The organism is Variovorax sp. 01N425, from assembly GCF_056399465.1.
Genome location: NZ_JBFTRJ010000042.1, coordinates 1 through 4,563 on the forward strand (window position 1 = coordinate 1; position 4,563 = coordinate 4,563).

The 4,563-nt window shown below is 59.3% G+C and carries 8 protein-coding genes; 6 read left to right on the forward strand and 2 right to left on the reverse strand.

Annotation, left to right across the window (positions count from 1 at the left end; genetic code table 11):
• The first annotated feature begins 198 nt into the window (after positions 1 to 198).
• Genes AC1DSC_RS32475 through AC1DSC_RS32485 form a run of 3 tightly spaced genes read left to right on the forward strand, consistent with a single transcriptional unit; the run spans position 199 to position 1,254 of the window.
• On the forward strand, positions 199 to 483 hold the full coding sequence (locus AC1DSC_RS32475; protein ID WP_478132070.1) for a hypothetical protein: 285 nt from the start codon (positions 199 to 201) through the stop codon (positions 481 to 483).
• Positions 484 to 522: 39 nt separating this feature from the next.
• Positions 523 to 855 carry a hypothetical protein gene (locus tag AC1DSC_RS32480; protein ID WP_478132071.1) on the forward strand — a complete coding sequence of 111 codons (333 nt, stop codon included), beginning with the start codon at positions 523 to 525 and terminating at the stop codon, positions 853 to 855.
• A 54-nt stretch (positions 856 to 909) separates the two neighbouring features.
• On the forward strand, positions 910 to 1,254 hold the full coding sequence (locus AC1DSC_RS32485) for a hypothetical protein (protein WP_478132072.1): 345 nt from the start codon (positions 910 to 912) through the stop codon (positions 1,252 to 1,254).
• Positions 1,255 to 1,298: 44 nt separating this feature from the next.
• On the opposite strand, the gene AC1DSC_RS32490 is transcribed toward AC1DSC_RS32485, so the two are convergent.
• A complete protein-coding gene (locus AC1DSC_RS32490) occupies positions 1,299 to 1,619 on the reverse strand; it encodes a hypothetical protein (protein WP_478132073.1) in 321 nt (106 codons plus the stop codon).
• A 123-nt stretch (positions 1,620 to 1,742) separates the two neighbouring features.
• On the opposite strand from AC1DSC_RS32490, the gene AC1DSC_RS32495 reads away from it, so the two are divergent.
• The 3 genes from AC1DSC_RS32495 (at position 1,743) to AC1DSC_RS32505 (ending at position 4,377) form a co-directional block, all read left to right on the forward strand.
• A complete protein-coding gene (locus tag AC1DSC_RS32495; RefSeq protein ID WP_478132074.1) occupies positions 1,743 to 2,084 on the forward strand; it encodes a hypothetical protein in 342 nt (113 codons plus the stop codon).
• A 460-nt stretch (positions 2,085 to 2,544) separates the two neighbouring features.
• Positions 2,545 to 2,916, forward strand: coding sequence for a DUF6697 family protein (locus tag AC1DSC_RS32500; protein ID WP_478132075.1), 372 nt, complete (start codon positions 2,545 to 2,547; stop codon positions 2,914 to 2,916).
• A gap of 711 nt (positions 2,917 to 3,627) precedes the next feature.
• The gene (locus AC1DSC_RS32505; protein ID WP_478132076.1) at positions 3,628 to 4,377 is read left to right on the forward strand and encodes an immunity protein Imm33 domain-containing protein; all 750 of its coding nucleotides are present in this window, start codon (positions 3,628 to 3,630) and stop codon (positions 4,375 to 4,377) included.
• Between the two features lie 4 nt (positions 4,378 to 4,381).
• On the opposite strand, the gene AC1DSC_RS32510 is transcribed toward AC1DSC_RS32505, so the two are convergent.
• Positions 4,382 to 4,563, reverse strand: a 182-nt coding sequence (locus AC1DSC_RS32510; protein WP_478132077.1) for a hypothetical protein, incomplete at its 5' end; no start/stop codon positions are given.

A 4,563-nucleotide genomic window follows, 5' to 3' on the forward strand; every position in this document is an offset into this window, starting at 1 on the left:
GTGAGCCCTTTTAGTCGCGCTCGCCGCGCAGCGCGGCCAGTGCCTGCATCACTGACTTCGCCGCCGAGTTCCGCGTCTGCAGCGCGCCAGCTTGCATCTCAGTTCGGCATACTCGCACGTCGAGTGCGTTTCCACACAACCTCGGCCAAAAGCAGAAGTTCGCCTCGACCCTCCAGTTCTTCCCCAACGACCATCAAGATGCAGTTCTTGTTCGAAATCGAAGACGTGTTTGATATCGGCGGCCGAGGTTGCGTGCTCGTGCCGGGCGTCCCGTATGCGTTCGGACGGGACGTGAAGACTGGGGCACAGCTCCTCATCGAGACTCCGCAGGGTGCGCAGGTTCGGACGAACATCGCCGCCTTCGAGATGATTAACCGAGGGCGGCTTATGGTTCACGCGCCGTTTTCCTTGCCTCGTGCGGTCGCGAAGGCCAGTCTTCCCGTAGGTTCGAAGGTGTACCTTCTCGGCTCCACCGACGTCTGACGGCCAAGTCCAGTCATTCCCTATCACCTCCCAACGAAGATGAGCCACGTGACCATTTCTACGGCGCCGTGCGACCCGCCCGCATCGTTGGTGAGCGAAGTTCGGCGAATTACAAAACTCGGAGTTCTCGACGTGCGAGACCGCCTTTCCGCCGGGAAGCCCGTGTTCGACCAAGAGCTTTTCTCCAATCGAACAGAAGACGTCTTTGCAAAAGCGCGAGCGCTGCTTTCGGCTCTGGAGCGTGGCGGGCAGCAGCCCCTTGTCAGTGAGGCAGGTCGGCCAATCACTCCGCAGATTCTGCGAAACATCTTCCAGGCGTCCGAGGAGGGCGCCGAGGAGCTTCGCCGGCTCGATGACTTGGGACATGTGTAGGCGATGGCAGAGTTCGACCAAAATCGGACATTCACAACCCCTTGTCGGATGCCAATGCGAAACGACCTTGACAACATTGGTCACGACAGCAAGCGCCAGCAAGCGGTTGCTGCGTTCAGGTCTTCAGCCTCATCCGCGCCATCGTGCCGGCTTGTGCACTATGCCGGCGTCGACAAGCCAAATGGCAAGGACGTTGAAGCAAGCGAGGTCGAAGCCGAGATTGCCGGCTGTCTCGCCGAAGGGTTCTACGTCGACTGCTTGTATGAAAGCGGTTGGCTCTTCATCTTGGTTCAAGAACCAGGCTGCCCGATTCCGACCTGGGAACAAGTTATCGCGGAAGAAGCAATGGTGGACGTTGACGCTCTCTTGGAAGCGGCTCGCCTGCGAGGCGAGCTTTGACTCCAGTCGACCAAAACCGGCGGTCGACGTCGCCCTCGAGTTCGCTAGTAGGCGAACTGGACCGTGTACTTCCAGTCGCCGCCTGCCGTCTGTTTGACGGAGTACGACGCAGAGCGCCAAACGGTCCCGCGCTCACGGAAGAAGTCAGCGAGAGCGTAGAGGCTCGAATAGATTTCCTCGGTCGGGCTAACGGGCTCGGGCAGCCCGTCAGGGGATGTGATGACAATGCTCATGCGCTCTTGCAGGCCGTGCTGTTCCCGGTCGGCGACGAGGCTCGCCGACTTCCACCATTCTGGGGTCGCAGCAATGAGGGCTTTCGCTACCGCTGCGTCGAGCGGTGCCTGTCTTTCCAGCCATTCGTCCATCTATGATTCCAACAAGCCGTGTGTCGGCCCGGAAGGTAGCATGCCGCCGGCTCCAGTTGGCCAAGACCGGACTTTCACTGAAGGGGCGCACTCGCTCGGGAGTTGACACTTATGAGTACATCCATGAACCGTATCAGGCCGAAGCAAGACGAGAATGGCCTTCATGCGCGTCGTTCGGCCCGACGAAGGCTGGCGTTTGCCTACGTGCTTTTCATCGGAATTTCGATCTTTTCCCTTTTGGGCTACTACTTCATTGGCGCCGGCCTCGGTTGGGTCGCATCTGCAATATGGCTAGTGATCGAGATGGGGCGGTCCGCCACAGCTGCCAAAGCCAAGGTGTGGCTCTGGGTTGGACTGACCATCATCTTGGGACCGCTCGGCTTGCTGCTTGGACCGCCAACGGCGCTCCATGTACTTGGCTGGACTCCGGAAGTCGATCCTGCAGCGCCAGCAACTTCCGCCTAGAGCACTTCTTGTAAGAAGCGCGCGGCTGCGGTGGACCGCCCAATGTGCGGCACTGTCGCGGCCACACTGACAGCAAGCGGCTAATACCCGACATTCATCCCGCCAGTCCAAAGAAGCCCTGACCAAACATGAAGCGCCGTGTCTCGTCTGGACTGATCGCGTTCGGCGCTATCGTCATTTTCGGCGGGGCCAGTGTGCTGATTGGCTACAGCGCCGGCTGGCTCGGCTCGCGCCTAGAGGAGCGCTGCCAGGACTATTGCGCCGGCCGAGGGAGGCAAGGTCAGATGGCGCCGGTCTATCCCAAGACCATGACTGGCTCCCGCGACGGACCCGCTGAATGTGGCTGCCGATAGTCGCGCCTCGGCCGGGACCGGAAGTTCATCACGATCTTTCGATTCCCTGCCCGTGAAACGTTCGACACGGCAGAATGCTCGAATCCATGCTGCTGGAAGGAGTTCGCATGTTTAGCATCGGCCGCGACTACACCCGCAACGACATTCACGCTAAGGTGGGTGGAAGCAAACAATCCTACTTGCCTACGAGGAACGGCGCGGTAGTTGCCGCGTGCCTCACGCAGGCGCTGAACCCGCGGGCGCCTCGAGTCATCCTGTGTGGGCGAGGAGCCATCATTGAACCCACCGGCAAGCTGCTGGCACAACAGCTCGATGCCATTCCCGTATTCCTGAAGCGGGACGTGAATCGCTGGGAGTACCAAGGTCATTTCAAGGCGGCCGCCTCATACACCTCTGGGCCGGCGTTCGATAGGCATGTGGCGGGTTCGGGGCGACCCTCGGCTGAGGTTTCGCGAGTCGTGGAAATGCGCGATGTTTGACGCGGACGTTGCCGATCCCGTGCAAAGGCTGCTGAGCACTTCGGCAGCTCCGTGGCACGGAGACCATGTTGGCCTGAATCTCGGGCGCCGGGAACGGCGAGAACCAGTAGCTGTTCGTGGCAACGAGCAGACACCCGAGGTCACCTTTTTATGTCGACATGAGCTACTCAGTATTTGTGCACAAGTTTGCGGCCGGTGAGGCTTCGCCAGCTCCGTTCGCCTCGGTGTCCTCCATTTTGAGAAAGTATGGTTCAGTGGACCATGTCGGAGGCCGTTTGGAGTTCACCCCTGGAGACAATGATTTGTGTGAGGTGGGCTTCATCGGGGGTAGCGAAGGCCATGGCATAGATTCCGTGGGCTTCGAGCGACCGGTCTCCGGGGGGCGTTTGAACTCACTCGTTTTCGAACTGCTTGGCGTACATGGAATGTGCTATTTCGAATTGGATTGCAACTACGTACTTGCAAGAACAGATGTCACGTCGGAACTGCCTGAGGGCCTCCTGCAACAATGCCAATCGGGACGTGTAACCGTCATTTCGTCAGAGGCGGAGGTAGCGCTCTGACGCGCATGTATTGCTTCCCGCTGGCGGTAGGCTTGCACCGCCGGCGAGCGACAGGCTCGAAGCGGCCAGAACCCGACATTCGTTGATCAAGCCGAATTTGCCCGATAGCGACGTTCGCCACGACTGAACCACTGCACCTAAGAAGATCATGTCTCTTCGCTCCGTCTTCTCCACATTCGGCCGGAAACTCTCCTCGGAGCAGTCGAAGACGTGGTCGGTCCATACGACTTCCGAATGCAAGCTCCACAACCACCCCGAGTTTCAGGTTCGGGTCTCAAATAGCGCCATCCCAGCAGAAGACATTTCCTGGTTCCTGCGCTTCTTCGAACAACGTGTATCCAAGGGCGAGAAGTTCCGAAGCGGCGAGAGCCTGCAGGTCGGCTGGATGTTTACGATGCTTGAGGACGGGCCGGGAGGGTTCCTGCGAGTTTTGGAGCCCGACATGAAGGTCGTTCCAGTGAAGTTTGTCGATTCGGTCGATGGAACGTTGATGCATTTGCGAAATCAGCGAGACGTTGTCGGAAGCCTCTTCCCATCGGTAGAGCCAGACTTTCCGTCGCTTCGCCAAAGCGCTGTGGTGCATGTGAATTACAAGGACGCCAGCCGAGTGCTACTCACGCGAAGCGCCGCCGTCGACGGGGCAGACTCTGGCTGGTGGCTCTCGGACCTGGACGACCAGGCGGGCTCCCAAGACCCGACTCGTTTCGTTAAAACCTCCCTCTATCAGCTCGGGGTCGACCGTCCGGACTTAGTCAAGTTCTTCGCCGTGCCGGCGGAATTGCAAGTTGTCGTGGACGGCGCCCGCATCGGCGTCCTCGGGGCAGACGGCGAGCTTCAACAGATTCCAGGCTCGTACCTAAGCGAGCTGAACAAGCTTCGGCAACAGCGTGCCTCATGAACCGTCAAGTCTTCGAGAGGCTGAAGCGGGCTGCATTCGGCCGAGGCTGTGTGAAAAGACTTCCAGTCCTGCCCATCAAAAAATAAAATCGGTGCACCCGTTCCAAGCAAGGTGCCCCATGAAGCGATTCATCGAAGGCGAAGACCGACAGCAGGTCGCGCTGTTGCCGGAATGTCTTGATGACTA

Coding starts and splice junctions, on each gene's coding strand:
- AC1DSC_RS32495 (WP_478132074.1), top strand. CDS start 1,743: ATGAACCGTATCAGGCCGAAGCAAGACGAGAATGGCCTTCATGCGCGT.
- AC1DSC_RS32490 (WP_478132073.1), bottom strand. CDS start 1,619: ATGGACGAATGGCTGGAAAGACAGGCACCGCTCGACGCAGCGGTAGCG.
- AC1DSC_RS32480 (WP_478132071.1), top strand. CDS start 523: ATGAGCCACGTGACCATTTCTACGGCGCCGTGCGACCCGCCCGCATCG.
- AC1DSC_RS32475 (WP_478132070.1), top strand. CDS start 199: ATGCAGTTCTTGTTCGAAATCGAAGACGTGTTTGATATCGGCGGCCGA.
- AC1DSC_RS32505 (WP_478132076.1), top strand. CDS start 3,628: ATGTCTCTTCGCTCCGTCTTCTCCACATTCGGCCGGAAACTCTCCTCG.
- AC1DSC_RS32500 (WP_478132075.1), top strand. CDS start 2,545: ATGTTTAGCATCGGCCGCGACTACACCCGCAACGACATTCACGCTAAG.
- AC1DSC_RS32485 (WP_478132072.1), top strand. CDS start 910: ATGCGAAACGACCTTGACAACATTGGTCACGACAGCAAGCGCCAGCAA.